16 protein-coding genes and 1 pseudogene are annotated in these 23,935 nt (G+C 73.3%); 11 read left to right on the forward strand and 6 right to left on the reverse strand.

Annotated elements, in window-relative coordinates:
- The first annotated feature begins 4 nt into the window (after positions 1–4).
- From ACFVS6_RS32890 to ACFVS6_RS32910, 5 genes are all read left to right on the forward strand, one after another.
- Positions 5–7,156, forward strand: a complete 7,152-nt coding sequence (locus ACFVS6_RS32890) for an amino acid adenylation domain-containing protein (protein ID WP_389709719.1) — start codon at positions 5–7, stop codon at positions 7,154–7,156.
- Positions 7,157–7,281: 125 nt separating this feature from the next.
- Positions 7,282–8,106: a 2,3-dihydro-2,3-dihydroxybenzoate dehydrogenase gene (locus ACFVS6_RS32895; protein ID WP_389709692.1), complete on the forward strand. Its 825-nt coding sequence runs from the start codon at positions 7,282–7,284 to the stop codon at positions 8,104–8,106.
- Between the two features lie 150 nt (positions 8,107–8,256).
- Positions 8,257–9,483: an isochorismate synthase gene (locus ACFVS6_RS32900; protein WP_389709694.1), complete on the forward strand. Its 1,227-nt coding sequence runs from the start codon at positions 8,257–8,259 to the stop codon at positions 9,481–9,483.
- 104 nt (positions 9,484–9,587) lie between these two features.
- A complete protein-coding gene (locus ACFVS6_RS32905) occupies positions 9,588–11,210 on the forward strand; it encodes a (2,3-dihydroxybenzoyl)adenylate synthase (protein ID WP_389709720.1) in 1,623 nt (540 codons plus the stop codon).
- Positions 11,211–11,346: 136 nt separating this feature from the next.
- Positions 11,347–11,979: an isochorismatase family protein gene (locus ACFVS6_RS32910; RefSeq protein ID WP_389709696.1), complete on the forward strand. Its 633-nt coding sequence runs from the start codon at positions 11,347–11,349 to the stop codon at positions 11,977–11,979.
- 197 nt (positions 11,980–12,176) lie between these two features.
- On the opposite strand, the gene ACFVS6_RS32915 is transcribed toward ACFVS6_RS32910, so the two are convergent.
- Positions 12,177–12,395 (reverse strand): hypothetical protein, encoded by a 219-nt coding sequence (locus tag ACFVS6_RS32915; protein WP_389709698.1) that lies wholly within the window; start codon positions 12,393–12,395, stop codon positions 12,177–12,179.
- On the opposite strand from ACFVS6_RS32915, the pseudogene ACFVS6_RS32920 reads away from it, so the two are divergent.
- Positions 12,325–12,477: pseudogene (locus tag ACFVS6_RS32920) on the forward strand (anthrone oxygenase family protein); the annotation flags it as partial. The gene ACFVS6_RS32915 and the pseudogene ACFVS6_RS32920 sit on opposite strands and share 71 nt — an antisense overlap.
- 138 nt (positions 12,478–12,615) lie before the next feature.
- Here ACFVS6_RS32920 and ACFVS6_RS32925 read toward each other — a convergent pair.
- From ACFVS6_RS32925 to ACFVS6_RS32935, 3 genes are all read right to left on the reverse strand, one after another.
- A complete protein-coding gene (locus tag ACFVS6_RS32925; protein ID WP_389709700.1) occupies positions 12,616–13,659 on the reverse strand; it encodes an AraC family transcriptional regulator ligand-binding domain-containing protein in 1,044 nt (347 codons plus the stop codon).
- 276 nt (positions 13,660–13,935) lie between these two features.
- Positions 13,936–14,691, reverse strand: coding sequence for a helix-turn-helix domain-containing protein (locus tag ACFVS6_RS32930; RefSeq protein ID WP_389709702.1), 756 nt, complete (start codon positions 14,689–14,691; stop codon positions 13,936–13,938).
- Between the two features lie 178 nt (positions 14,692–14,869).
- Positions 14,870–16,606 carry a carbamoyltransferase N-terminal domain-containing protein gene (locus ACFVS6_RS32935; protein WP_389709704.1) on the reverse strand — a complete coding sequence of 579 codons (1,737 nt, stop codon included), beginning with the start codon at positions 16,604–16,606 and terminating at the stop codon, positions 14,870–14,872.
- Positions 16,607–16,945: 339 nt separating this feature from the next.
- Here ACFVS6_RS32935 and ACFVS6_RS32940 point away from each other — a divergent pair, with 339 nt between their 5' ends.
- The 3 genes from ACFVS6_RS32940 to ACFVS6_RS32950 are packed head-to-tail and all read left to right on the forward strand — an operon-like array spanning position 16,946 to position 20,060.
- Entirely contained in the window at positions 16,946–17,461 is a 516-nt protein-coding gene (locus ACFVS6_RS32940) for a VOC family protein (RefSeq protein ID WP_389709706.1), read from the forward strand.
- Positions 17,458–18,618 (forward strand): zinc-binding dehydrogenase, encoded by a 1,161-nt coding sequence (locus ACFVS6_RS32945; protein WP_389709708.1) that lies wholly within the window; start codon positions 17,458–17,460, stop codon positions 18,616–18,618. Before ACFVS6_RS32940 ends, ACFVS6_RS32945 begins: the two co-directional genes overlap by 4 nt.
- On the forward strand, positions 18,615–20,060 hold the full coding sequence (locus ACFVS6_RS32950; RefSeq protein ID WP_389709710.1) for an MFS transporter: 1,446 nt from the start codon (positions 18,615–18,617) through the stop codon (positions 20,058–20,060). The genes ACFVS6_RS32945 and ACFVS6_RS32950 overlap by 4 nt, the downstream gene beginning before the upstream one ends.
- Here ACFVS6_RS32950 and ACFVS6_RS32955 read toward each other — a convergent pair.
- Together ACFVS6_RS32955 and ACFVS6_RS32960 are read right to left on the reverse strand one after the other, a co-directional pair.
- Positions 20,050–20,844, reverse strand: coding sequence for an SDR family NAD(P)-dependent oxidoreductase (locus ACFVS6_RS32955; RefSeq protein ID WP_389709712.1), 795 nt, complete (start codon positions 20,842–20,844; stop codon positions 20,050–20,052). The genes ACFVS6_RS32950 and ACFVS6_RS32955 overlap by 11 nt on opposite strands.
- 46 nt (positions 20,845–20,890) lie before the next feature.
- Complete coding sequence (locus tag ACFVS6_RS32960; RefSeq protein WP_389709714.1) at positions 20,891–22,222, reverse strand: FAD-binding protein; 1,332 nt, start codon at positions 22,220–22,222, stop codon at positions 20,891–20,893.
- A gap of 309 nt (positions 22,223–22,531) precedes the next feature.
- Here ACFVS6_RS32960 and ACFVS6_RS32965 point away from each other — a divergent pair, with 309 nt between their 5' ends.
- Complete coding sequence (locus ACFVS6_RS32965) at positions 22,532–23,743, forward strand: sedoheptulose 7-phosphate cyclase (protein ID WP_389709715.1); 1,212 nt, start codon at positions 22,532–22,534, stop codon at positions 23,741–23,743.
- A gap of 22 nt (positions 23,744–23,765) precedes the next feature.
- A partial coding sequence (locus ACFVS6_RS32970; RefSeq protein ID WP_389709722.1) for a carbamoyl-phosphate synthase domain-containing protein occupies positions 23,766–23,935 on the forward strand: 170 nt, incomplete at its 3' end.

Here is a 23,935-nt window from a genome sequence, read left to right on the forward strand (position 1 = left end):
GGACATGCTTCCGCTGTCCCCCTTGCAGCAGGGCATGCTGTTCCATTCCGTGTACGACCGCGGCGCCCCGGACGTGTACACCGTGCAGGTGTCGGTGTCGCTGGGCGGACCGGTCGACGCGGACCGGTTGGAGCGGGCGGCGACGGCGTTGCTGCGCCGGCACCCGAACCTGCGGGCCGGGTTCTGGTACGAGGGCGTCCCGCAGCCGGTGCAGTTCGTGCCGGCCGAGGTGACCTTCGCGCTGGACCGGGTCGACCTGTCGGACGACCCGTCGCCGTCGGCGGTGCGTCGGATCGAGCGGGCCGAGTTGGCCCGCCGGTTCGAGCTGCACAAGCCGCCGCTGCTCCGCCTGGCGCTGGCCCGGCTGGGGCACGACGACCACCGGCTGGTGATCACCGTCCACCACATCCTGGTCGACGGCTGGTCGATGCCGCTGCTGGTGGCCGATCTGCTCGCGCTGTACGACCGCGACGGCGCCCCGGCCGGGTTGGCTCCCGTACGTCCGTACCGCGACTACCTGAAGTGGCTCAAGCAGCAGGACACCGGCGCCGCCGAGGCGGCCTGGCGCTCGGCCCTGGCGGGGGTGGACGGGGCCACGCTGGTGGCGCCGGCCGACCCGGCGCGGACGGCCGTGCGACCCGGTGTGCACCGGTTGGAGCTGAGCGAGGCGGCGACGGCACGGCTGACGGCGACGGCCCGCAGGTTGGGCACCACGCCGAGCACCGTGATCCAGGCGGTGTGGGGGCTGTTGCTCGGTTCGCTCACGGGCCGTCAGGACGTGGTGTTCGGTCTGACGGTGGCCGGTCGGCCCGAGGAGATACCGGGCGTCGAGTCGATGGTCGGGCTGTTCATCACCACCGTCCCGGTGCGTTTCGCGGCGCGGCCCGGGGAGGGCGTCGCTCAGGTGCTGCGCCGGTTCCGGGACGAGCAGAACGGCCTGTTGGCCCACCACCACCTGGGTTTGCGGCTGATCCAGAAGCAGGCGGGTGGCGGCGAGCTGTTCGACACGCTGGTCGTCATCGAGAACTACCCGGTGGATCCGGCGGCCCGGTCCGCGCTCTCCGACGGGGTGCGGGTGACGGGCGTCGAGGCCCGTGACGGCACCCACTACCCGCTGACGCTGGCGGTGTCCCTGGACGAACGGGCCGAACTGGCCCTGGAATACCGCCCCGACCTGTTCACCGGCCGCGCCGTGGCGGTCGTCGCCGAACGGTTCGCGGACCTGCTGGAGCAGGTCGCGGCCGATCCGGAGCTGCCGATCGGCTCCCTGGAGCTGCTGACGCCCGCCGAACGCGCCGAGCTGGTGGCCGGTTGGCACGGCGCCGCGCGCGACGTGCCCGCGGGAACGGTCGCCGACCGTTTCGCGGAGCAGGCGGCGGCCACACCGGACGCCTGTGCGGTCGTCGCCGGGGAGCGGCGACTGACGTTCGCCGAGCTCGACGAGCGGGCCGGCCGGCTGGCCGCGCTGCTCGCCGCGCGGGGAGCGGGTCCCGACACGGTGGTGGCGCTGGCCGTGCCCCGGTCGGTGGACTCGGCCGTGGCCGTCCTCGCGGTGCTGCGGGCGGGGGCCGCCTATCTGCCGCTCGACCTGGACTACCCGGCGGATCGACTCGCGTTGATGCTCGGCGACGCGCGTCCGCTGTGCGTGGTAACGACGGAGGACGCTCTGGGGCTGCTGCCCGACGGGGACGGGCCGGCGCGGATCGTGCTCGACGCGCCCGACACCGAGCGGGAACTCGCCTCGTACCCAGCGGTCCTGCCGGTGGTGGCGGTCGACGCGGCGCACCCCGCGTACGTGATCTACACCTCGGGTTCGACGGGTGTGCCCAAGGGCGTGGTGCTGACCCACGGCGGTCTGTCCAACCTGTACGCCAACCACCTGGCCGAGATCCTCGGACCGGTCGTCGCGGCGGCCGGCGGTCGGCGACTGCGCGCCCTGCACACCGCCTCGTTCAGCTTCGACACGTCCTGGGAACAGCTGTTCTGGCTGATCGCGGGCCATGAGCTGCACGTCCTGGACGAAGTGGGGCGCAGGGACGCCGAGTTCACCGTGGGGTACGTCCGCGAGCAGCGGATCGACGCCATGGACGTGACGCCGACCCACGCGCAGGCGCTGCTGGAGTGGGGGCTGCTCGCCGCGGCGCACCACCGGCCGGGGCTGCTGCTGCTGGGCGGTGAGGCGGTACCGGAGTCGGTGTGGAGCGAGGTGCGGTCGGCGCCCGGCGTGATGTCCGTCAACCTGTACGGGCCCACCGAGTACACGGTGGACGCCCTCGCGGCCGACCTGTCCGTGTCGGACACGGCGGTGGTGGGGCGGCCCATCGGCAACACCGCGGCGTACGTCCTCGACGGGGCACTGCGGCCGGTCCCGGCGGGCACCCCCGGTGAGCTGTACCTGGCCGGTCACGGCATCGCGCGCGGCTACCTGGGCAGACCGGCGTTGACCTCGGAGCGGTTCACGGCCGATCCGTACGGGCCCGCCGGCAGCCGGATGTACCGGACGGGCGACCTGGTGCGGTTGCGGCCGGACGGGGAGCTGGAGTTCCTCGGTCGGGCCGACGACCAGGTCAAGATCCGCGGGTTCCGCATCGAGCTGGGTGAGGTGGAGGCCGAGCTGAGCGCCCTGGACGGGGTGGCCGGTGCGGCCGCCGTGGTCCGGGAGGACACCCCGGGGGTGAAGCGGCTGGTGGGCTACGTCACCGGTGACGTCGATCCGGTGGAGGCGCGGGAGCGGCTGGCGGCGCGGCTGCCGGACTACCTGGTGCCGGCGGCGGTGGTGGTCCTGGAGGCCCTGCCGGTGAACGTCAGCGGCAAGCTGGACCGGGCGGCGCTGCCGGCCCCGGCGCTCGGCGGGGCGGCCCTTTCGCGGGCGCCGCGCACGCCCGCCGAGGAGCAGCTGTGCGCGGTGTTCGCGGAGGTCCTGGGGTTGGGGTCGGCCGGTGTCGACGACGACTTCTTCGCGTTGGGCGGTGACAGCATCGTCTCGATCCGCCTGGTGGCGCGGGCCCGCAAGGAGGGTCTCGTCCTGACCCCCCGGGACGTGTTCGAGCATCGTACGCCCGCCCGGCTGGCGGGTTCGGCGGGGACGGCCGGGCAGCCGGCCGCGCAGCTGCCCGTCTCGGACGGACCGTTGGTGGAGCTGACCGCGGAGCAGCGTGCCGTGCTCGACGGGGTGTTCCCGTCGGGCGAGGAGGTGCTGCCCCTGGCCCCGCTCCAGGAGGGCCTGTACTTCCACGCGGTGTACGACGACCACGCGCTGGACGTGTACCTGATGCAGAACTTCGTCGAGCTGCGGCACGCGGTGGACGAGGGCGCGCTGCGGGCGGCGTTCGAGACGCTGCTGGGACGCCACCCGCACCTGCGGTCGGGCTTCTGGCACGAGGGCCTGCCGGGTCCCGTCCAGGTCGTGCCCGGGGAGTGGGAGCTGCCCTGGCGGGTCGTGGACCACACCGGGCTGGACCGGGACGGGCAGGACGCGGCGTTGCGCGAGTTCTCCCTGGCCGACGCGGCCACCCGGTTCGACCTGGCGGCGCCTCCGTTGATGCGGGTGACGCTGCTGCGGTTCGCGCCGGACCGGTGGATGCTGTGCGTGACGCAGCACCACATCCTGACGGACGGCTGGTCGGAGTCGCTGTTCTTCGAGGAGCTGTTCGCGCTGTACGGGGCGCGGGGCGCGGCGGTGGAGGAGGCCGCGCCGGTGACTCCGTACCGGGAGTACCTGCGGTGGCTGGCGGCCGTGGACACGGACGCCTCGGTGGGGGCGTGGCGGGCGCACCTGTCGGGTCTGGAGCAGGGCACCCTGGTGGCGCCGGCCGACCCGGCGCGGACGCCGGTGACGGCGGAGGTCGTGGACCTGTCCCTGGACGAGGCGACCAGCGACCGGCTGCGGGCTTTCGCCCGGGGCGCCGGGGTCACCTTGAACACGGTGCTGAGCACGGCCTGGGCGATGGCGCTCTCCGGGATGACGGGCCGCGACGACGTGGTGTTCGGCGCCACCGTCTCGGGCCGCCCCGCGGACCTGCCGGGCGTGGACCGCATGATCGGCATGTTCATGAACACGCTGCCGTTCCGGGTGGCGCTGCGGCCGGGCGAGCGGTTGCGGGACCTGCTGGTGCGGGTCCAGGGCGAGCACGCCGCGCTGTTGCCGCACCACTACGTGGGGCTGGGTCCGGTCCAGCGGGACACGGGCATCGGGCAGCTCTTCGACACCCTGTACGTGTTCCGGAACACGCCGCTGGACGACGCGGCCCGCGAGGCGGCCGTCGCGGAACACCAGATCGGCTGGACGCACAGTGTGGACGGCACCCACTATCCGCTGACCCTGGCGGTCACTCCGGGCCGGTCGCTGGAACTGACCCTGGCCTACCGCCCCGACCTGTACGACGAGGAGACCGCGCGCGGCCTCGCCGGGCGGTTGGGTCTGCTCGTGGAACAGCTGGCCGACGGCGGGGCGCTGCCGGTAGGCCGGCTGGCCACCCTGACGCCCGAGGAGCGGGCCGCGGAACTGTCCCGCGGTGACGAGTCGGGCCGACCCGTGCCGGACACCACCGTGATCGACCTGTTCGCGGAGCAGGCGGCGCGCACCCCGCACGACACGGCGCTGGTCTTCGAGGGCGAGCGGCTGACGTACGCGGAGCTCGACGGTCGGGCCAACCGGCTGGCGCGCGCCCTGGTGGCGCGGGGGGTCGGGCCGGAGCGGGTCGTGGCCCTGGGGCTGCCCCGCTCGGCCGACTTCGTCGTCGCGCTGTTCGCCGTACTGAAGACCGGGGCGGCGTACCTGCCGCTGGACCTCGACCACCCGGTGGACCGGCTGGCGACGATGGTCGCCGACGCCGGCCCGCTGTGCCTGCTGACGACGGCTCCGGTGACGGACCGGGTCCCGGTCGTGGAAGGGGTGCCCGCGCTGGCGCTGGACGACCCCGCGACCGTGGCCGAACTGGCCTCGCTGTCCCCGGCCGGACCGTCCGAGGAGGAGCTGACGGGCCGCAGGGACGGCAGGCACCCGGCGTACGTCATCTACACCTCCGGTTCCACCGGCCGCCCCAAGGGCGTCGTGGTGCCCTACGCGGGTCTGACGAACATGCTGCTCAACCACCGGGAGCGGATCTTCTCGCCGGCCGCCCGGCTCGCGGGGGCGCGTCGGATGAGGGTGGCGCACACCGTTTCGTTCGCCTTCGACATGTCGTGGGAGGAGTTCTTCTGGCTGGTCGACGGGCACGAGGTGCACGTGATCGGCGAGGAGCTCCGGTTGGACCCGGCGGCGCTGACGGCGCACTACGACCGGGTGGGCATCGACGTGGTGAACGTGACCCCGTCGTACGGGCAGCAGCTGATCGAGGCCGGTCTGCTCGACGCGGACCGGCACCGGCCCGCGCTGTTCCTGCTGGGCGGCGAGGCGGTGCCCGATTCGCTGTGGGACCGTCTCCGGCGCACCGAGGGCACCATGGGCTACAACCTGTACGGTCCCACCGAGTACACGATCAACGCGCTCGGCGCGGACGTCGCCGACAGCGACACCTCGTGCGTGGGCAGCCCGATCCACAACACCCGTGCCTACGTGCTGGACGGTGCGCTGCGGCCGGTCCCGGCCGGGGTGTCGGGGGAGCTGTACCTGGCGGGTGCCGGACTGGCGCGCGGCTACTTCGGCCGGCCGGCCCTGACGGCGGAGCGGTTCGTCGCCGACCCGTTCGGCGAGGCGGGCACGCTGATGTACCGGACCGGCGACCTGGTGCGCCGGCGGCCCGACGACCGGCTCGACTACCTGGGCCGGGCCGACGACCAGGTGAAGATCCGGGGCTTCCGGATCGAGCTCGGCGAGATCGAGTCGGCGGTGTCGGACCTGGCGGGCGTGTCGGCGGCCGCCGTCGCCGTCCACACGGGGGCGTCCGGGGTCAAGCGCCTGGTCGCCTACACGGTGCCCACCGCGTCGGGATCGACCGATCCGGCCCGGCTGCGGGCGGAACTGTCCTCCTCGTTGCCGGAGTTCATGGTCCCCTCGGCCTTCGTCGAGCTGGCGGCGCTGCCGCTGACGGTGAACGGCAAGGTGGACCGGTCGGCGCTGCCCGCGCCGGACTTCGGGGACGGTGGCGGCCGTCCGCCCAAGGACGCGCGGGAGGAGCTGATCGCCGCCGCGTTCGCGGAGGTGTTGGGTCTGGAGCGGGTCGGCGCGGAGGACAACTTCTTCGAGTTGGGCGGGCATTCGCTGCTGGCGATGCGGCTGGTCGGCCGGATCCGCGCGGAGCTCGGCATCCCGATCCAGGTGGCCACGGTCATGTCCGCCCCGACGGTGGCGGACATCGCCTCCCGGATCGGTGACGACGCCCGCCGCGACGCGCTGCGGGTCCTGATGCCGCTGCGCGAACGCGGCACGGCCGCCCCGCTGTTCTGCTTCCACCCGGCCTCCGGGTTCAGCTGGCAGTACACCGGTCTGCTGCGTCACCTGGACGCCGACCGGCCGGTGTACGGCCTGCAGTCACCGGGCCTGTCGGGTCCGCAGCCGGACGTCACGGACGTGGCCGGGCTGGCCGAGCTGTACCTGGCGGAGATCAGGGCCGTCCAGCCGCAGGGCCCGTACCACTTCCTCGGGTACTCCTTCGGCGGGACGGTGGCCCAGACGCTCGCCGCGCTGCTCCAGGAACGCGGCGAGGAGGTCGCCTTCCTCGGGCTGCTCGACGCCTACCCGCCGGAGACCGACGACTGGGCGTACGTCGACGAGCCCGGTTGGCAGGAGCGGCTGGAACGGGAGGAGAGCGGATTCCTGCTGTCGGTGGCGGGCGTGTCACCGGAAGCGGCAGGCGTGTCCGACGGCTCCGCGCCGGACCGGTCCGAGGCCATCCGGGCGATCCGTGACAGCCAGGGCCTGCTGGCCGGCTTCGACGAGGCGCTGCTCGACTCGATCGTCGCCACCAACATGCACTGCGTACGGCTGCTTTCGCGCAGCCTGACCCGGCGCTACCGCGGTGACGTCCTGTTCGTCACGGCGGGCCGCAGCACCCCGGCCGCCGAGGCGCCGGGCCGGGTGTGGCCGCCCTACCTGGACGGGCGCATCGACGAGCACGTCCTGGACTGCGAGCACGACGAGCTGATGTCGCCCACGGCCCTGGACCGGATCGGTCCGCTCGTGGCCCGGGCGCTGAACGGCGCCGGGCCTGCGTAGCCACCGCCCGCCCTCCGGCGGGTCCGGCCGGCCTGCTCGGACGGCCGGACCCGCCGGAGGGGGCGGCACCGCCCCCTCTCTTCCCCTCATCGTTCCGCTTCACCTCATCCCAGGAGGATGGATCCATGTCCGCTGCCACATCGACCGGCCGGTCCCGGCTCGACGGCCGGATCGCGCTGGTCACCGGCGCCGCGCGGGGCATCGGCGAGGCCGTGGCCCGTACCCTGGCCGGCCTCGGCGCCGAGGTCGCCGCGACGGACCTGCTCACCGATGGCCTCAAGGAACTGGCCGACGACACCGACCGGGGCGCTCGGACCCCCGGCGGGGAGCGGGCGGGCCGCGTGCACGCGTACACGCTGGACGTCACCGACCGCGAGGCGGTCGACCTGACCGTCGCCCGGGTCGAGCGGGAGCTCGGACCGGTGGACATCCTGGTCAACGTCGCAGGGGTGCTGCGCACCGCCCCCGCCGCCGAACTCACCGACGAGGACTGGGCGCGCACCTTCGCGGTGAACGCCACCGGCGTCTTCCACACCACCCGGGCCCTCGTCGCCTCGATGGCCGGGCGCGGCGGCGGCAGCATCGTCACCGTCGCCTCCAACGCCGCCGGCATCCCGCGCTCGCACATGGCCGCGTACGCAGCTTCCAAGGCGGCCTCCGTGATGTTCACGAAGTGCGTGGGGCTGGAGTACGCGCGCAGCGGGGTGCGGTGCAACTCGGTGTGTCCCGGCTCCACCGACACCCCGATGCAGCGCGCCCTGTGGACCGACGCGGACGCGCCCCGGCGGGTCATCGAGGGAGATCTCGCCGGCTACCGCACCGGCATCCCGCTGGGGCGGATCGCCGATCCCCAGGACATCGCCGACTCGGTCGCCTTCCTCTGCTCCGACCTGGCCCGGCACATCACCATGCAGGACCTCTACGTCGACGGCGGCGCCACCCTGCGCTGACCGCCGGCCCGCGCCGACGACCCCCCTCAGCGACACCCCGCACCGCCCCACACCCCGACACACCCCGTTCCGCCACCACCGGCAGGCCCGCGCACCGCGCACCCGCCGGTCCGCGGGCCCCTCACCACCCTTCCCCGAACAGGAGTCACCGTGCCGACGGTCCACCCAACCGCCAGCCCCACCGCAGCCGGCGTTCCCGCCCACCCCTCGGTGGGTGCCGCCACCAGCCTCCTCGACGCCTATCGGCCCGGGCAGCGCTTCCTCGCCACCCCCACCCGCACCCTGCTCGCCGAGGGCGTGCACGCCGAGGTGCCCGACGACGGGCGGCCCCTGCCGGAGCGGGTCCGCTCCGCCGTGGCCCGGGCCGCGGGCAGCGGGCACGTCCGCCCCCTGGTGATGGGCAGCATCCCCTTCGCGCCGGACGCGCCCGCCGCCCTCGTCGTACCGCAGTCCGTGTCGGAGGGTCCGCCGCTCGTCGCCGACCCGCTCATCGCGCTGCCTCCCGAGCCCGCCTCCGGCGCCCGGTGGACGGTGACCCCCGTACCGGCGCCCGAGGCGTACGGCAAGGGCGTCGAGGACGCCGTCCGGCGGATGCGCGCCGGCGAGTTCGACAAGGTGGTCCTCGCCCGCTCCCTGGAGCTGGCCTCCGACGCGCCGCTCGACCTGCCCGCGATGCTCCAGCGGCTGGCCCGCCGCGACCCGGGCGCCTACAATTTCGCCCTGCCGACCGGCGACGGCCGCACCCTCGTCGGCGCCAGTCCTGAGCTCCTCGTGTCCCGTCGCGGCGAACGCCTCGTCGCCAATCCGTTGGCCGGATCGACTCCGCGCAGCGCCGATCTGGCGGAGGACGTCAGCAGGGCCGCGGCCCTGTTGCGGTCCGCGAAGGACCTGCACGAGCACGCCGTCGTGGTCGACGCCATGCGCCGGGCGCTGGCCCCGTACACGACCGACCTGGTGGTGCCCGAGCGGCCGACCCTGATCCGTACCGCGACCATGTGGCACCTCTCCACCACCATCACGGCGACCGTGGCACGGCCGGACCTGACGGCGCTGGAACTGGCCGCCGCCCTCCACCCCACCCCGGCCGTCTGCGGCACTCCCACCGACGTCGCGCGCCGGGTCATCGGCGAGACCGAGCAGTTCGACCGCGGGTTCTTCACCGGGATGGTCGGTTGGCAGGACGCCGCCGGCGACGGGGAGTGGATCGTCACCATCCGTTGCGCGGAGGCGGAGGAGGCCGGCGGTCCGGGCGGCGGCGGACGGCTGAGGCTGTACGCCGGGGCGGGGATCGTCGCCGATTCGCGGCCCGAGGAGGAGACCGCGGAGACCGCGGCGAAGTTCCGTACGTTCCTTCAGGCCGTGGGGGTCGCGCTGTGAGCACCGAAGCAACCGGGGCGGTCGGAGCGGCCGCGCAGGCCGGAGCGGCCGCGCAGGCCGGAGCGGCGGAGGCGGCAGGGGCAGCTCGGGCGGCCGAAGCCCCGGTGTGGCCCGCCGCGTTCGCCGACCGCTACCGGGCGGCCGGTTGGTGGCGCGGCGAGACCTTCGGCGGCGTGCTCGCCGAACGCGCCGCCGCGCACCCCGACCGGGTCGCGGTCGTCGACCCGCAGGGCGGCCCCGACGGCGGTCGACGTGCCTGGACGTACGGCGAACTGGACGTACGGGCCCACCGGATGGCCGCCGGTCTCGCGGCGCGGGGCATCGGGGCCGGCGACAAGGTCGTGGTCCAGCTCCCCAACCACGCCGAGTTCTTCGAGGTGGTCTTCGCGCTGTTCCGCCTCGGGGCGCTGCCCGTCTTCGCCCTGCCCGCCCACCGCAGGTCCGAGATCGGCTACTTCTGTTCGTTCACCGGGGCCGTCGCCTACGTGATCCCCTCCGTGCACGCCGGCTTCGACTACCGCGAGCTGGCGGCCGAGGTGCGCGGGGACGCGCCGGGGCTGCGTCACGTGTTCGTCGCCGACGGGGAGCCCGGGGCGTTCACCGCCCTGGCCGATGTGCCCGAGGAGCCGGGTCCGGACGTCCCGGCGCACCGGCCCGGACCGCAGGACCTGGCGTTCCTCCAGTTGTCGGGCGGCAGTACGGGCGTGCCCAAGCTGATCCCGCGCACCCACGACGACTACATCTACTCCCTGCGCGGCTCCAACGAGCTCTGCGGGGTGGACGCGGACTCCGTCTACCTCGTGGCCCTGCCGGCCGCGCACAACTTCCCCCTGTCCTCGCCCGGTTCGCTGGGCGCGCTGTACGCGGGCGGGCGGGTGGTGCTGGCGCCGCAGCCCGTGCCCGACGTGGCGTTCCCCCTCATCGAGGCCGAGGGGGTCACCATCACGGGTCTCGTCCCGCCGCTGGCCCTGCTGTGGACGGATGCGGCCGGGCGCACCGAGCACGACCTCAGCAGCCTGGAGGTGCTCCTCGTCGGCGGCGCCAAGTTCAGCGAGGAGGCGGCGCGGCGGGTGAGGCCCGCCCTGGGCTGCACCCTCCAGCAGGTGTTCGGCATGGCGGAGGGCCTGGTGAACTACACCCGGCACGACGATCCCGAGGAGGTGATCGTCACCACCCAGGGCCGGCCGATCTCCCCCGACGACGAGATCCTGATCGTCGACGACGAGGACCGTCCGGTCCCGGAGGGCGACGTCGGCCACCTGCTCACGCGCGGCCCGTACACGATCCGCGGCTACTGGAACGCGCCCGAGCACAACGCCCGTTCGTTCACCGCCGACGGTTTCTACCGTACGGGCGACCTCGTGCGGGCCACCCCGACCGGCCATCTGGTCGTCGAGGGGCGGGCGAAGGACCAGATCAACCGGGGCGGGGAGAAGATCGCCGCCGAGGAGGTGGAGAACCACCTGCTCGCCCACCCGGCCGTGCACGACGCCAACGTGGTCGCCGAGCCCGACCCCTACCTGGGCGAACGGACCTGCGCGTACGTGATCCCGCGCGCCGACGCCGAACCCGTCACGGGCACCGCGCTGCGCCGGTTCGTACGGGAACGCGGGCTGGCGGCGTACAAGGTGCCGGACCGGGTCGTGTTCGTGAGCGCCTTCCCCACCACGGGAGTCGGCAAGATCTCCAAGAAGGACCTGCGCACCGGCGCGCCCACCGGCTCCTGAGCCACCCGGCCCAACCGGCCCCGCATCACCCGCATCACCCGCATCACCCGCATCACCCGCATCACCCGCATCACCCGCACCCGAACGACACAGCCCACCGGCCCGACCGCTCCCCCGCACACCGATCGGAACTCCCATGGCCCTGCCCGCCGTCACCCCCTACCCGATGCCCACCGCCGCCGAGCTGCCCGCGAACCGGGTCGACTGGAAGCCGGACCCGCGGCGTTCGGTCCTGCTCGTCCACGACCTGCAGAACTACTTCATGTCCGCCTACGACACCGCCCAGGAGCCCGTCACCGGGCTGCTCCGGGAGGTGTCCCGGTTGCGCGAGGACGCCGCCCGGGCGGGTGTCCCGGTGTTCTACACCGCTCAGCCGGGGGGCCAGAGCCCGCAGGAGCGGGGCCTCCAGCAGGACTTCTGGGGTCCCGGCCTGCCCGCCGACCCCGAGGCGGAGGCCATCGTCGCGGCCGTCGCCCCCGGTCCCGGGGACACCGTGCTGACGAAGTGGAAGTACAGCGCGTTCGTCCGTACCGACCTGCTGGAGCGGATGCGCGCCCTCGGCCGGGACCAGCTGGTGATCACCGGGGTGTACGCGCACATCGGGGTCATGATGACGGCCTGCGACGCCTGGATGCAGGACGTCCAGGCGTTCGTGGTGGCCGACGCGGTGGCGGACTTCTCCGCCGCCGAGCACCGGATGGCGTTGGAGTGGGCCGCGGGCCGCTGCGCGTACGTGACGACGGCGGACGGGGTCTCCGCAGCCTGGTGACGGCGCCGGCCGGGCAGCCGGTGCCCGACGCGGGACGGGGCGCGGACCTCACACTCCGGGGCGGTACTTCGTCGGACCACACGGGAGCGGAACAAGTCCGCCCCGGAAGCCGCCGCACCGGAGACGCCCGACATGCGCATCAGATCCGTCCATGCCCTGGCCCTGCTGGCCACCGGCCTCCTCGCCGGCGCGTTCGGCTACGGGGCGGCCAACCTCGTCCCCACGTTCCGTGCCGTGCCGCTCGACATGCGGCTGTCGTTCCACGCCGAGTTGATGAGGATGAACGGCATCACCGTGCAGTCGGCGATGGCCGTGTCGGCGCTGAGCTCCCTCGGCCTCGCCGTCCTGAACCGCGGCCGGGCCCGGCTGCTCGCGGGTGCTGCGGGCCTGTTGGTCGTCGCGTCCTTCCTGATCACCCGGCTCGGCAACGTACCGATCAACGCCCGGATCAAGGAATGGGCGCTCGGCTCGGCGCCGGCCGATCACGCGGAGGTCCTGGGACGCTGGGAGATGTTCAACGACCTGCGCACGGTGACGGCCCTCGTGGCCTTCGGGCTGCTGATCCTCCTGGCCGTCGACCGGCCGGCCGCGGCCGCCCGGTCCTCGGACGACCCCGCAGGATCCGAGAGCGACGGCCTAGCCGGTTCGGAGTCGGCCGGCGCGGCGCAGGGTTCCCGGGGTGGTGCCGTACCAACGGTGGACGGCGCGGCGCAGGGCGCGGGCGTCGGCGTAGCCGCTGCGGGTGGCGACCGTGTCGAAGGTCAGGTCGGTGTCGTGGAGCAGGTGGGTGATGTGGTCCCGGCGCACGGCCTCGACCTCGGCGCTCCAGGTGGTGCCGTGTTCGTCGAGTCGGCGCTGGAGGGTTCGGGTGCTGACGGTCATGCGCCGCGCGACTTCGGCGAGCGTCGGTGCGGTCTCGTCCTGGACGGAGACGAGGGCGGCGCGGAAGAGGTCCAGCCAGTCGCGCAGGGGTATGGCCGAGGCGAGGGTCTGGTCGGCGTGGGTGCGCAGGACGGCCGAAAGGCCTGGCTGGGCGTGCGGGTTCGGGGCCGACAGGTCGGAGGCGAGGAACGTGATGGAGCTGACCTGGGCCTCGAACTCGATGGATCGGGTGCCGTACATCCGGGTCAGGGCGTCGTGCCGGCGCGGTGTCTCTGCGGCCAACGTCACCTGGACGGGCTGGAGTTCGCGGCGGGCGGCCTCACCGAGTCGCCGCCGGTACACGCCCAGCGCGTACGAGCGGACCGCGCAGGCAGCCGGGTGGGAAAGGTCGGACTCGTTGAGGTGGCTGAGGGTGATCCGGTCGCCGTCCTCGGTGATCCGCAGGCCGTCCGTAAGGGTGTCGGCGACGGTGGAGAAGTAGGCCGAAGCGTCCCGGATGCCTTCGAGGGGGGTGGCCGCGGAGGTGATCAGGTAGTCCCAGACGCCGAGGGTGCCGATGTCCGACTGTTGCGCCATCAGCAGGGACGCCTCGGTCCAGTGGGCCTGGCCGGTCGTCAGTTCCAGGACACGGATGGTCGAGGCGGCCGGGGTCCGGCAGGCGTCGTCGTCGAGGTGCTCGCTCGCCAGGCCCAGCAGGTGCGCGTAGCTCTGCGGGGGTACGCCGACCATGCGCGCGGCTTTGACGTTCAGTCGGGTGAGGGCGGACGAGGTCGTCCCGTGATGTGCGTGTGAAACCACGAGGGCTGAGCATAGACCAGCGGGATTCGGCCAGTTCACGCCGGAGGACGGCGTCCGGTGCCCCCTTCGTGGCGCGGCCGGTCCCCCGTGGCGCGCGCGGTCCTCCTGCCGGCGCGTACGGCCCTCGCCACGGGGACGTTCACGGTCCTAGCGTGGTGGTCGTTCGGATCACGGCGCCGCCCGACGAAGGAGGACGGTGCCACGGGGTCCGGTGAGGTGGATGGCGACGGTCTTGCCGTACGGGGGTCGGCCGGACCGCGCCATTGCCCACGGCCTTCAGGAGGACTGTCGGGTGTACGAGCCCGGCGTCTCGCCGAAGTAGCGGCGGAAGGCCGCGATGTAGCCGTTGACGCTGGTGAAGCCCACCCGGGCGGCCACGGTTCCCACCAGGAGCCCCTGGTCCAGCAGTTCCAGCGAATGGTTGAGCCGCAGCCGGGTCCGCCACTCCGAGAAGGCCAGTCCGGTCTCCTCGCGGAAGGAACGGCGCAGGCTGGTCGAGCTCGTGTAGCAGTCCCGCGCCCATTCGGTCGCGGTGCGCGGGTCGTTGGGCCGGCGGGCCAGCTCCCGGGCGACGGCGACGGCGGCGCGGCTCACGGGCTGGGACAGGGGCAGCGAGTCCGGATGGCCTCCGCTCAGTGCCGCGAAGACGGCCGGGTCGTCGGCGACCGGATCGGAGCTGCGCATCCGGGCCAGCAGCAGTGTCCGTTGGGTACCGGTGACGTTGATGACGGCGGGCCCGGAGTAGGGCAGGTGGTGCGTCTCGGGGTCGAAGGACTCGACGACGATGAGGGAGTCCGGTTCGAAGCGGGCGCTGTGCCACACGCCGGCGGGTATCCACAGGGCGACGGACGGGTCGAGTTGGTGCTCGTGCCGGTCGATGGTCACCTCGATGCGGCCCATGGGCACGTAGAGGAACTGGTGGAAGTCGTGGACGTGCAGGGGGTGGCCGCCCCCCGCGATGAAGTCGTCGTCCACCGCGGTCGCGGGCGTCCGACCCGCGGCCGGATCGCCGAGCAGAGCGGTTGTGGCCACGGGCCTACCTCCACAGCACTGAAGCGCCCGGCCGGTCCGGGACTCCCGGGGACCGCGGCCCGCCCCCTGGTCACGGGCGGGACGGGCTCCACACCGAGCCACCCCCGGAAGTAAGGCTACCCTAAGTTCACCGTTCCGCGTGTGGGTGGGAAGTGGCGTGCGGCGGCACGGCACGGCGTCAGTCGGTGAACCGCGCCCGGTCGGCCTTCGTGTACAGGACGCCGTCGCACCAGATGTGATCGAGGCGTCCCCACTGCGCAGCCGTCGCCACGTCGGGGAAGAACCCGCGTCCGTTCATGTTGGCGCTCGTGTTGCACAGCACGGGAATTCCGGTGAGCCGCTCGTACGCCGTCAGCACCTTGGAGACGGGTGTTCCGGCGTCGGAGTCCACCGTCTGGAGGCGGGCGGTCCCGTCCAGGTGGATGACGGCCGGAACCCGGTCCGCCCACTCGGGCCGGACCCTGTGCTCGAACAGCATGTAGGGGTCGGGGGTGCCCGGCGAGAAGACCTCCTCGGCCCGCTCCGTGAGACAGATCGGGGCGACCGGACGATATCCCGCCCTGCCCTTCACGTCGTTGAGGCGGTCCCGCGTGCGGACGTCCGTCGCAGGGGCCAGGAGGCTGCGCCCGCCCAGGGCGCGGGGGCCGATCTCCGCCCGCCCGGCGAGGAAGACCACCGGCTCGCCCTCCGTCGCGAGGAACCGCGCGAGCCGTGCCTCGTCGCACGGATCGGCCCGCCAGCCCTCCGGCGGCGCCCCGGGCGCCGTCAGTCGCGGTCCGCTGTACACGTCCCAGTCGAGCCGGGTGTGCCCTCCCTCGGCGAACATCGCGCAGGCCGCGGCGCCGATGGCCGCGCCGGAGTCGTTGGGGAAGGGCGGAGCCCAGACCTCGTTGAAGAGGCCGGAGGAGCGAAGCTTGCTGTTCCACTTGATGTTCAGGGCGCAACCGCCCGCCAGGGCGAGGTTGGGCCGGGAGCCGGGGAAGTGCTTGCGCACCTGGACGGCCACCTCGTCGAGGATCTTCTTCCCGAGGTAGGACTGGAGCGTCGCGATGATGTCGGCGCTGGTCATCCCCGGGAAGAGCGCGGCCCGTTCGGCGACGAGCCGCTCCCGGATCCGCAGGACCTGCTTGACGAGGGCGACGGCGTCGTTCGACGGGGTGATGCCCGAGAGGAGCTCGTCGAAGGTGCCGAACGCGCCTTCGTCGACCGTGCCCAGGGCCGCGTAGGCCATTGCCTTCCCGGCGACCGAGAGGATGCCGAGCTGCACGTCCGGGTCGTTCGGATCCTCCACGATCAGCGAGGCGTTCTTGATCTCGAACGGCTCCAGGGCGGAGCAGAGGATCGAGAACATGTGCCCCGAGAAGGGCAGGATCACGGCGACCCGGGTGACCTTCGGCGGGTTCGGTGCCACGTGGTAGAGCCGGCTGGTGGCGCCGCCGTCCCAGGTCAGGACGAGGGCGTCCTCACCGCGGGCGGCGAACGGGCCGGCGCAGTACGAGCCGAGGACGTGCCCGACGGAGTGGTGGTAGCTGGAGTATCCGTTGGTGCCCGGCGAGAAGCTGTGGTCCGTGAGGTGGCGGCGCAGGAGCGGGTCCTCGCCGGGGGAACCCGCCGGGACCATCTCGTCGGCGTACGAGGCCACGGGAAGGTGGAGCGTGCAGCCGCCGTCCCTGACGGGCACCTCGGCGCGCCCGGTGGCGGGGTCCTCGAACCAGCCGTCGACGACGAACCGGTCGACATCGGCGAGATCGACCCCCTCGCCGGTCAGGATCTCCTCCACGCGCGCCAGATCGTCCAGCGGGCTGTAACGCGGCCTGTTGCCGATCTTTTCCATTTCGACGCTGAACGCGAGGCGGTTTCCGTCGATGACGGCGACCCCGCCGTCATGAGTCATCTTGATTCCACAGATCAGCATGGATCTCTCTCTTTGCGTGGTGAACGGGGAACCGTTGATCCGGGGATCGAAACGCCTCGTGGCGTCACCGGCGAAATCACCGTAGGTGCGCCCCCGCGCCCGCGGTTCCTCCAACCGGTGGAGAGACGGAAGGACAGGACGGGGCCGGGCGCCGACCGCCGGGAGCACCCGGTCGACCGGTCCGTCTCCTCCGTCCGTGGGGCCGAAGGGACGACGCGGGCGGTGCCGCAGCGGCCTAGTGTCCTGACACACCCCAAACGCTGTCGGCAGAAGCCCACCTGTGTGCACAGCCCGCACGTCGCCGTATGTCGTACGGCTTGCGCGAAAGGACCACGGACCGTGCCAGAACTCATCCACCACATCGGATTCCTCGTGGCCGATCTCGAAGCATCGATCGTCCAATGGGAAAAGGCCACCGGCTACACGTTCAGCGAGATCGGCCGCTACCGCACCGATACCTACGTCGACGACAGCGCACCGAATCCGCACCCGCACGACGCCCGCATATCCTTCTCCAAGGAGGGCCCTCCCCATATCGAGCTCATGGAGTTCCACGGGCGGGGAACGCACTCCGCCGCTCAGGGCGAGGGAATCCACCACCTGGGATTCATGGACCATCCCGACGTGGAGGGGCGCCGGCGGGATCTGGCGGGGGCCGGCATGCGCTGCAACGGAATCGCCCTGGACGAGGACGGGCGGACGCTGCTCTGGTTCACCGACAAGGACGACCTGCACGGCGTGCGCCTGGAGTTCGTCAGCCCCGTCCCGCAGCCCATCGTCATGGACGACGGCGGTACGGCCCACCGCGATGCCCGCGGGTTCCCCGCCCTGTGGCCCTCGGAGCCGCCCGCATGAACGGCTCGGCGGGACCGGGGGAACGCACGGGGGCCAACGTCTGGGTCGACCGGGACGTCCTGGAGTGGACGTGGCTGCCCGTACCGGACGCGCCGCCGGGCGGCCTCCTGCTGGAGGTCACGGCCAACGGGATCTGCGGCACCGACGTCCACTTCCTGGGCAGGCGGCCGACCGCGCCGCTCGTCCTCGGCCACGAGATCGTCGGCCGGATCCTGGCCTTCGGGACGGGGCACCCCGGCACCGACGCCGACGGCCTGCCACTGCGGACCGGAGACCGGGTCGCGCTCTTCCCCTGGCTCCCCTGCGGCCGCTGCTGGGGCTGTCGACGCTTCGGCCCCGGCGCCACGACCTGCACGGACGCCTTCGTCTACGGCATCCCGCCCGAGGCCATCGGCCTGCCGCCCGGCGCCGCCGGGCAGGGGCCGCCCGCCCTCACGGGCGGTTTCGGGGACCACCTCGCCGTCCGGGCCGGAACCCACCTGTGGAAGGTCCCGGACGCCGTCGGCGACCCGGTCGCCTCCCTGCTCGACCCCCTCGCCGTGGCCGTCCGGTCGGTCACCGTCGCCCGCACCGCGACCGGTACCTGGGACGAGGTTCTCACCGCGGACTCCACCGCCGTGGTCCTCGGACTCGGCGCCGTCGGCCTGCTGACCGGGCTCGTCCTGCGGCGGTCGGGCGTGGGCACCGTCATCGGGTCGGGATCGCGGCCGTCGCGGCTGGCCGCGGCACGCGGCCTCGGGTTCGACACCGTCATCGACACGGAGGCCCTCGACCCGGCGGAACGCCGCCGGATCGTCCTCGACCGCACCCACGGCCGCGGCGCCGACCTGGTGGTGGACGCCGCGTCGGGACCCGCCGCCTTCACCGAGGCCATGTCGCTGGTACGGCGGCTCGGCACCGTCGTCGAGGTGGGCAACATCGTCTCGGACGGGACGACGGTGCCCGTCGATCCCGCCGCCGACGTGTGCCAGCGCAATGTGCGCCTGCTGGGCGTGAGCTTCAATCCGCCCCGCTCGTACGCCGAGGCGATGGCGCTGCTCTCCCGCCCGGATGCGCCGCTCGACCGCCTGATCACCCGCACCTACCCCCGGAAACGGGCCGGCGAGGCGCTGCGCGCCCTGTCCGGTGACGCGGTCAAGCTGGTGCTCACCCCGTGAACGGGCCCGCTGCCGCCGTCCGCGGCACCCGCCGCCCCGCCGTCCGTGCCCGCCGGACCGCACAGGACGACGTGTGCCCGTCGCCCGCGCACCGCCGTGCCCTGCGCCGTACGCTCGCGGTCGCCGTGGGCGCCGGCGCGCTGATCGGCGTGTCCATCTCCGCCATGAACGAGAGCCTCACCGTCATCGCCTCGGAGTTCAACCTGTCGCCCCTCCATCAGGGGATCGTGGTCAGCGCCCTGCTCGTCGGGGCGCTCGTGGGGAGCCTGACCTCGGGCGTGCTCACCGGTCGCCTCGGCAGACGCCGCATCCTGCTCCTGGCCGGGGCCCTCGGTGCGCCGGCCGCCGTGCTCTGCGCCGCCGCCCCGAACGCGACGGTGCTCACCGGCGGACGGTTCCTCATCGGCCTGGCCATGGGGGTGGCATCGGCCGTGGGACCCGTACTGGTGGCGGACCTCGCCCCGACGCGCAGTCGAGGGTCCCTCGTCACGGCGTACCAGGTCTCGATCGCGGTCGCCATGCTGGCCGCCCTCGCCCTCGGCCTGGGCCCGATGGGGAACGGCGGCTGGCGCGTGCTGTTCGCCGTGAACGCGCTGCCCTGCGTCGCCCTGTGCCTGGCGGCCCTGCGGATCCCCGAAGCCCCGGGGGACCTCGTGACGCGAGGACGGACACCGCAGGCCCTGGCCGTCCTGCGGGCGACCCGCGGGCCCGAGGAGGCGGCGGCCGAGATGGCCGTACTGTCCCGTGCGCGCCGCACACCGCACCGGTCCGTCCTGCGGTGTGCGACCGACCCCGTGCTGCGCCGTCCACTGGCCATCGCCGTCGGGGCGGCGCTGATGAACCCGATCGTCGGCATCGGGGCGGTCGTCTACTACTCGACCCTCGTGTTCTCCTCGGCCGGCCTGCCCGGCGCGACCGGGGCGAGGACCGCCAGTCTGACGGTCGGCATCGTCAACGTGCTGATGTCCTTCGTGGCGCTGGCTCTCATCAGACGCCACGGACGACGGCCGCTGCTGTCGACGGGGCTGTCCGGGATGGTCGTCGCCCTGGCGGCCGCCGCCTGCTTCCAGCTGGTGGGCGGGGCCGCCGTCGGAGCCCTGACCGTCGCCGCCGTGCTCGGATACATCGCCTGCTACGCCTTCTCCGCCGGCCCGCTGAGCTGGGTGCTGTTCGCGGACGTGCTCCCCCCGGAGCTGCGGGCCGGGGTCTCGGGCGGGGCCCTGGCGGGGACCTGGGCGGTGAACCTCGCCATCGCGCTCGTGTTCCCCGTGGTCGTCGGTACCCCCGCGGCTCCGGGCCGGCTGGCGGGCGCCTTCGTGTTCTTCGCGGTGATCACCCTGCTGATCCTGATCCTGTTCCGCCGGTACGTGCCGGAGACGAAGGACCGGAGCCCGGCTGAGCTGCGGGCCCTCCTCGACGCGTCCGGCCCCGTCAGGGGATGAGGGCCGGTATCACTCCGCCGTCCACGCACAGGGCGGCGCCGGTGGTCGCCGAGCCGGCGTCCGATCCGATGTGGTGGATCATCGCGGCGACCTCGGCGGGCAGGATGAAACGGCGCAGCAGCGACGTGGGCCGGTGCTGCTCGAAGAAGCGGGCCTCCGCCTCCTCGAAGGAGAGCCCCGGGTAGGCGTCGGCCACGACCCGTTCGGCACCCGGGGTCCGCGTCGGGCCGGGCAGGACGGAGTTGACGGTGACCCCGCTGCCCGCCACCTCCAGGGCGAAACCACGGGAGACCGCGAGCTGAGCCGTCTTCGACATCCCGTAATGGATCATCTCCTTGGGCGTGAGGACGGCGCACTCGCTGCTGACGAAGACCACCCTCCCCCAGCCCCGGTCCACCATCGCGGGTGCGTAGTGGCGGGTGAGGCGCACCCCGGCGAGGACGTTCACCTCGAAGACCCGGCGCCACTGCGCGTCGCTGATGTCGAACGCCGGGACCTCGTCGAAGACACCGGCGTTGTTCACGAGGACGTCGACGTCCGGCGCGGCACGGCAGACGGCGGCCGCGCCCTCGTCGGCCGCGACGTCACCGGGCGCCGCGACGACCCGGTCGGACGCCGCCCCCGCGAGGCGGGCCACGCGTGCGGCGGCCGCCTCCGTACCCTCCCGGAATCGCCCGTTGACGAAAACGGTGTGCCCGTCCCGGGCGAAGGCGACGGCGACGGCCTCCCCGATTCCGGAGGTCGATCCCGTGACCAGTACGCGCCGGTGTCCTTCGATGACCATGACTGCTCCTCGCGTGAGGGGAGGGTGTGGGGGGAGGGCGGCCGGTTCAACCGGCCTGCGGGCCGCCGCGCGGGAAGCAGCGGTCGGTGAAGTCGTTGTCGAACGTTCCCGCCGGGTCCCAGCGGTCGCGCAGTTCCACGAAGTCCGCCCAGCGGGGGTAGGACCGGGCGAGCACCTCCGGATCCGTGCGGAAGAGCTTGCCCCAGTGGGGGCGGGCGTCGTACGGGGCGAGCACGCGCTCGACCTCGGGAAGGACCCGGGCGACCCCCTGGGGGTCGTTGCGCCAGGTGAAGTGGACGGCGAGGCCGGCGCGCCCGTGGCCGGGCCCGATCCAGCAGTCGTCGCCGGCCAGCGTGCGCAGTTCGGAGAGCCGCAGGACCGGCCGGAGCTCGGCCCGCAGCGATCCGACCGCTTCGAGGGCCTGCTTCGCGCGGGTGAGCGGAACGAAATACTCCGACTGGAGCTCGTCGCCGTGGTCGGGCAGGGCCCCGGGCCGGAAGTGGGGCAGCCGCTGGTGGGAGGGCCCGGGTCGGCCGCACTGTTCGGTGCAGTCCCGCGGCGACAGCCCGGCCAGCGGATGCCTGTCCCGGGAAGCGGGCACCGCGCCGGTCCACGCGAGGTCGGGCCGCGGATCGTCGGTCCTCCGCTTGATCCAGACGCTGTTGCTCCGCCCCCAGTCGGTGAACACGCTCACGCTGTACGCGGCGCCGGTGATCTCCGTGAAGTGGGCGACGAGCGCCTCCCAGGAGAGTCCCTCCCACACGTACTGCTCGACGTCGAAGGCGGGGACCAGACCGAGGGTCACGTGGGTCACCACGCCGAGCGCGCCCACGGAGAGGGCCGCCGCACCCGCTTCCGGCGCCCCGGCCGGCACGGTGACCAGGGAACCGTCGGCGGTCACGATCTCGGTCTCGACGACCCCCGACGCGATGCACCCGTTGCCGTTCCCGGAACCGTGCGTCCCGGTGGCGCAGGCTCCCGCCACCGAGACGTGCGGGAGCGAGGCGAGGTTGGGCAGGGCGAGTCCGTACCGGTGGAGCCGGGGGTTGAGGTCGGTGAAGCTCATGCCGGCGCTGACGCGCACCGTCCGGCGCCGCGTGTCCACGTCCGCCACGGGCGGCAGCCGGTCGAGCGCGATGAGGGTGCCGGGGGTGTCGGCGACCCGGCTGAACGAGTACGCGCCCCCCACGGCACGGCACCGACGGCTCTCGGCGACCAGGCGCCGCAGCGCGCTCACGCTCGGCGGGCGCCGGACGTCGCGGGCGGCGAAGACGACGTTGCCGGCCCAGTTCGCGGTCGGTGGCCGGGAGCCGCCGGCGCCGTCACGGGGGCCGCTCCGCGAGGACGGGGGGCCCGTCCGGGGCTCGGTGGCAGTCATGGGGTCCTCTCCCGTAGGGCTGGTTCCGTGCGCCGCGTGCGCCGCGTGCGTTCCGTGCTTCGGGCACGTGTGCTCCGCGCGGAGTGTGTCGAGCCTAGGGAGACGGAGCCGGGCACCGCCCCGTCCGGTCGGACGACGACGCGGACGACGGGCCCGGCCGGGGCGGCGGGAGAGCCGGGCGGCCCGGCTGTCGTTCCCCGGTTGGTCCGATCGGCCGACAGCACGGGACCCGCGCGCAACACAGACTCGCGTCCAGACGTGACGGAGACGGCCACCCGAGGACCCCTCCCCCACTGGATGGAGCGCACCATGACCGAGCCGTACCGCTGGACGATGCATGCGACAAGGCGCTACGACTACGAGGTCGTCGAAACCACCGACCTGTTCGACCCCGCCAATCCGGAACTGGCCAGACTGCCCGACAGCAGCGGAAGCTGCGGCGGGACCCGCCTCGTGGTGATGGACGAGACCGTCGACGAGATATACGGACGGCGGATCCGTCACTACTTCACGCGGGCCGGAGCCGCCGTCGAGTACCTGACGCTGCCGGGCGGTGACACCCACAAGACGTTCGAACAGGTGCTCCGCGTCGCGTCCCGCCTCACCGCCATCGGAACGAACCGGCGCGGTACGCCGCCGATCGCCATCGGCGGCGGAGTGGTCCAGGACGTCGTGGGGATGGCCGCCAGCCTGTACCGGCGGGGGATCCCGTACGTCCGGGTGCCCACGACCCTGCTCTGCCAGATCGACGGCAGCGTGTCCGCCAAGACGGGCGTGAACTACGAGGGTTGCCGCAACCGCCTCGGCACGTTCGCACCCCCGCCGCTCACCCTGATCGACCGCGGCCTGATCGCCTCGGTACCCGCCCGCCAGGTGCGCAGCGGGCTCGGCGAGGCGCTCAAGATGGCGTTGATCAAGGACGCGGAGCTGTTCGGGCTGCTGGAGCGGTACGGCCCCACGCTGGTCGCCGAACGGCTCCAGGACTCGGGCCCCGACACCCGGGCGCGCAAGCCGGGCCGCACCACGATGCACCGGGCGATCGCGGGGATGGCCGAGGAACTGCAGAAGAACCTGTGGGAGACCGATCTGAAGCGGATCGTCGACTACGGACACACCTTCTCGCCCATCGTCGAGATGAACGCCCGGCCGGAGTTGTGCCACGGCGAGGCCGTGGCGATGGACTGCGTGTTCAGCGCGGTCCTGGCCCACCATCGCGGGCGGCTGCGACTGCGCGACCTGGAGCGGATCGTGGACACCGTCAGGCGGATCGGGCTGGCACCGTCCCACCCCATGTTCGGCGACCCCGCGGTGATGCGACAGGCACTGGCCGACACCATGCGCCATCGCGACAACCACCAGTACCTGACGCTGCTGACGGGCATCGGCCGCACGGAGTTCGTCGATGACGTCACCGAGGCGGAGATCGAGGACGCCGCGCGGGTCATGGCCGAGCTCGATCGTGACCCCGACGCCCGCCTCGCCGACGTGTGCACGTCCCCGCACGTCGGAATGGCCGCCTGAACCCGACGGAAGGCGCACTGCGATGTCCCCGTCCGTCCTCACTCCCCGCACGCCCCGCACGCCCGACCCGCCCCGCGCGCCCGTCGTTCCCGCCGTTCTCGTCCTGGAGGACGGTCGGATCTTCCGCGGCCGTGCCTACGGCGCTGTGGGGGAGACCTTCGGCGAGGCCGTGTTCTCCACCGGGATGACCGG

The organism is Streptomyces sp. NPDC057939 (assembly GCF_042887545.1).
Taxonomy (GTDB): Bacteria; Actinomycetota; Actinomycetes; order Streptomycetales; family Streptomycetaceae; genus Streptomyces.